This window comes from Pseudorhodoplanes sp., from assembly GCF_046289595.1.
GTDB lineage: Bacteria > Pseudomonadota > Alphaproteobacteria > Rhizobiales > Xanthobacteraceae > Pseudorhodoplanes.
Genome location: NZ_JBKBVB010000197.1, coordinates 1 through 4,359 on the forward strand (window position 1 = coordinate 1; position 4,359 = coordinate 4,359).

Genomic DNA, 4,359 nt, shown 5'->3' on the forward strand with positions numbered 1-4,359 from the left:
CGCTTCGCCAAGGTCGGCGGCGAGATGGTGTCGTTTGCGGCGGTCGAGGCGCTGGCCGGCGATCTGTGGCCCGATGCGATCTCCGCGGTGGTCTCGGTGCCGGACGCGCGCAAGGGCGAGCGGCTCCTGCTCTATACCAACAAGGCCGGCGCCAACCGCTCCGACTTCATCGCGTTTGCGCGCGCGCGCCATGTCTCCGAACTGATGATCCCCGCCGAGGTCATCGTCATGGAGAAGCTGCCGATGCTCGGTTCCGGCAAGGTCGATCTGCTGACGCTTGCCAAGACCGCGAAGGAGGAGCGGGCGCAGGCCGCCGACGCGCGTCCGCCGGTGCCCGCATGATTGCGCCAGCGCACTTGGCCGTCATCACGGTAAGTAGCGTTTAACCACGCAGCTTCGGATTTGATTCACTGCGATTCGTGCGCGCGTCATGGCCGGATTCGTCCCCGCGCCATGATCTGCTCCATGAGGCGAAACGCGCATGTCATCGCAACAGTGCCGTCGCGACGGGCAAAGCTGCATGCGATCGCGAGGATCGCCGTCAACGCTTGCGCAAGGTTAAGCGCGCGTTCGCGATGTTGCGACAGTTTTTGTAAAGCCTGACGTTTAAACCGCTTTTTAGCATAGCGTCAGAAGCCCGTAATGCTTCACCAATTCAATACGACCCTATCGCGATAGTGATCTGCGAAAGCGGCGCAAACAACAAGACAGCGTCAGTTTCGGGAAGGTCGTCGTGCGGAAGTCAACAATCATCATGGTTGCGCTTGCCATGGCCTTCGGCCTGCTTGCCGTCTTTGTCGCGCAAGCGTGGTTGAACGGCCAGGCCGAGCGCCGCTTGCGCAGTCTCGAAGCAAACAAGAAGCCGCTGACCACCAACACCGTCGTGGTTGCTACGCAGCGCCTGCCGTTCGGCACCGAGCTTGCGCGTGAGCATTTGCGCGAAGTGCCGTGGCCCGCCGAGGCGATGCCGCAAGGCGCTTTCGGGAAGATTTCCGATCTGTTGTCCGGCGACCGGCGCGTGGTGCTGGCCCCTGTCGAGGCGAACGAGCCGGTGCTGGCGATCAAGGTCACCGGACCCGGACAGCGCGCGACATTGTCGGCGATCGTCGGCGAAGGCATGAAGGCGGTTTCGGTTCGCGTCAACGATGTCGAGGGCGTCGGCGGCTTTGTGCTCCCGGGCGATCGCGTCGACGTCGTGCTGACCCGCCAGCTCGAGAAGGGCAACGCCTCGACCGAAGTCGTGCTGCAGAATGCCCGCGTGCTCGCGGTCGACCAGAGCGCCGACGACCGGTCCAGCAAGGCGGCGGTCGCCAAAGCGGTGACGCTCGAAGTTGACACCCTTGGCGCCCAGAAAATCTGGCTCGCCGCCTCGGTCGGCAGTCTGTCGCTTCTGCTGCGCAAGGCCGGCGAGGTCGATGCGCAGCCGACGCGGCGCGTGACGCTCGACGATCTGAGCAAACCGGAGCGCGCCGGTCCGCAGAAAAAGGGCGGGGTGACCAATGTGTCGGTGAGGCGCGGCGGACAGACGCAAACATACGAGGTGCCGGTCGACGGCGCTGGAAGCCCGCAGCTTGCGTCCGGGGGGACGCAGGGGCGGAGGCAATAACGGGGAAACGGGGACCTTTTTTGGGTGGGGAGTGTGTCGTGAACAGCAAGTGGAATAACGGTGCCGGCGCCGAGAGGCGGCGGAAAGGTGCGAAGGGGCGGTTGCGCCGCTCGATCGCAGCGCGCGTGCTGGCGGTTGGATTGTCGATCGTGATTGCCGAGCCGATCTTGCCGGGGCTCGGCATCGCCTCGGCGCAGCGGCTCGTACAGATGGTTGCGGCCAAGCGCACCGCAACGGTCGGCGTCGTGATCGGCAAGAGCGAGGACGTGCGCACCGATGCCGGCTTCGTCGAACTGGTCGTTGCCGACCCGGACATCGCCGACGTGTCGCCCTTGACCGATCGTACGCTGTCGATCCTCGGCCGCAAGACCGGAACGACACGGGTGTCGGCCTATGCCGAGGACAAGAAGCTGGTCGGCGTGTTCGACGTGGAGGTGATCCACGATATTTCGCCGCTGCAATCCGCGCTCGACCGTCACTTCCCCGGTTCGAAAATCCGTGCGAGCTCGGTGAATGGCCGCATCATGCTGTCCGGCGCCGTGCATGACGCCCCGACCGTCGACCGCGCCGTCACGCTGGCGCGGCAATTCGGCCCGGACATCATCAATTCGATGACGGTAGCGTCGCCGCAGCAGGTCATGCTCGAGGTGCGCTTCATCGAGGCCAACCGGCAGGCCGGCCGCGAACTTGGCATTCAGTGGAACCCGACCGCCAGCAACGGCCGTTTCATGGGCAATATCGGCTCGCGCCAATCGGCCGACCGGCTGCCGATCACGGGGACCAATGCAACCCCGGGCGCCGACGCCTGGAAACAGCCGGGCGTGACCTCCGGCGGGCCGAACGTCGCGGCCTCCGCCCAGACGATCTCCCAGATCGTCGCCGCGGGCGTGCTCTCCGGCGCCGCTCCGTTCGGCTTTCTGGTCGGCAAGCTGATCACCAACGGGCTGTCGGTCGATGTGCTGATCAATGCGCTCGAGGCCAAGGGCATGGCGCGATCGCTGGCGGAACCGAACCTCACCGCCTTGTCCGGCGATACGGCGAGCTTTCTCGCCGGCGGCGAATTCCCGGTCCCGGTGCCGCAGGGGCTGGGCGCGGTCGCCATCACCTACAAGAAATACGGCGTCGGCCTCGCCTTCACGCCGACGGTGCTCTCCGACGGCGTCATCAATCTGAAGATCGAGCCCGAAGTCAGCCAGCTCGACATGGCCAATCCGGTCACCGTGGCCGGCGTGTCGGTGCCGCCGCTGATCGTGCGCCGCGCCTCGACCACGGTCGAACTGCGCGACGGCCAGAGCTTTGTCATCGGTGGGCTTCTGCAGAGCCAGGGTGAGACCGCGCAGGAACAATTGCCGTGGCTTGGCGATGTGCCAATCCTCGGCGCGCTGTTCCGTTCGGCAGCCTACAAGAAGAAGGAAACCGATCTCGCCATTATCGTCACGCCGCGCCTCGTGCGGCCGGCGCGCCCCGGCGACAAGATCGCAACCCCGCTCGACAGCACGCTGCCGCCGAACGACGCCGACTTTTTCCTGATGGGCAAGCCGGAAATTCCGCGCGGCCTCGCCAAGGCCAATACCGGCGTCATGCGCAACTATACCGGTCATATGCTCGATGTTCAGCCGCGGCCCGCCGCTGTCGCAGCCAAGGAGGTGGGTCATGTCCTGTCCGTCAAATACTAAGACGTCGGCGCTGCCTGCGATACTGCTCGCCGCATCATGTGCGCTGGCCGGATGTTCCGACATCTATTTCGACCGGCGCGAGACCGTGGTGCCCTATGCCGGGGACGCCAAGGCGATCAACCAGGTCACGATGATGGTCGATCCCTGGCCGCCCTACAGCGCCAACCGCAACATCGCCTTCAACGGCGAGCGGATGCAGGGCGCGGTCGAGCGCTACCGCACGCGCAACGTGATCCGGCCGATGAGTCCGCTCACCTCGGATTCAGGCACCCAGCCGCAGCCGGCACCGGACTACACCACGGAAGCCGTCAGGGGAGCGTCGCAGAACGGCCGCAACAACGCGTCGCAACAGCAAGACAGGTCGCCTTCGCCCTGGGCCGCTCCGCAACGGTCGCAGCCTCAAACCGCGAGTCAGTCGCAGTAAAACCTTCATCCACCGGATCGCTACGAGTGACGCCATGCGCATGAGCAAAGAAGCCCCGACGAGCAGCCGGACCCGTGTGGTGGTGCTGACCGCCGACCCGGACTTTGCGCAGCAGATACGCAGAACGTTCAGTTCGAGCCCGCAAATCGGGCTCGACCTGGTCGAGTCCGCTTTATCCGACGCGGCCGACACCGTCGACACCGATGGCGCGACCGTCATCGTTGCCGATCTCGATCCACAAGATGCCGAAGAAATGCGGGCGCTTGAGAGACTTGCAATCCGCACGGCCGGTTGGCCGCCGGTCGTTGTGGTGGCGCAGGAATGCGATGCCCAGCTCGCGCGGACCTTGATCCAGATGAAGATCGCCGATTTCCTGGTGAAGCCGGTGTCGTCGGTCGATCTCGTCCGCACCTGCGCGCGCGTCGTCAAGCCAACGCCGAGCGAGGACACCGAGGCCGAAGTTTACACCTTCATCCCCGCGGTTGGCGGCGCCGGGGTCACGACGCTCGCCATTGAAAGCGCGATGATGCTGCTGTCGAAGGCCCCGCGCAGCCGCACTTCGACCTGCCTCGTCGATCTCAACCTCCAGCACGGCGCCTGCGCCGAGTATCTCGACCTCGAGCCGCGGCTCGATCTCTCCGAGATCGAGCCCC

Annotated in this window: 4 protein-coding genes and 1 pseudogene; all 5 read left to right on the forward strand. The window is 65.3% G+C overall.

The genetic code is table 11. The features are described from left to right. Positions 1-342, forward strand: a 342-nt coding sequence (locus ACK41X_RS22720) for an AMP-binding enzyme (RefSeq protein WP_409728371.1), incomplete at its 5' end; no start/stop codon positions are given. A 391-nt stretch (positions 343-733) separates the two neighbouring features. Beyond that, positions 734-1,606, forward strand: a complete 873-nt coding sequence (cpaB, locus tag ACK41X_RS22725; RefSeq protein ID WP_409728373.1) for a Flp pilus assembly protein CpaB — start codon at positions 734-736, stop codon at positions 1,604-1,606. Positions 1,607-1,644: 38 nt separating this feature from the next. Then, complete coding sequence (locus tag ACK41X_RS22730) at positions 1,645-3,282, forward strand: type II and III secretion system protein family protein (protein ID WP_409728376.1); 1,638 nt, start codon at positions 1,645-1,647, stop codon at positions 3,280-3,282. Then, positions 3,260-3,706, forward strand: coding sequence for a hypothetical protein (locus tag ACK41X_RS22735; protein WP_409728379.1), 447 nt, complete (start codon positions 3,260-3,262; stop codon positions 3,704-3,706). The genes ACK41X_RS22730 and ACK41X_RS22735 overlap by 23 nt, the downstream gene beginning before the upstream one ends. A gap of 40 nt (positions 3,707-3,746) precedes the next feature. Continuing rightward, positions 3,747-4,359, forward strand: a pseudogene (locus ACK41X_RS22740) (response regulator receiver protein); the annotation flags it as partial.

Bases quoted from the DNA above. Each gene is read 5' to 3' on its own strand.
- ACK41X_RS22735 (WP_409728379.1), top strand. From the start codon at position 3,260: ATGTCCTGTCCGTCAAATACTAAGACGTCGGCGCTGCCTGCGATACTG.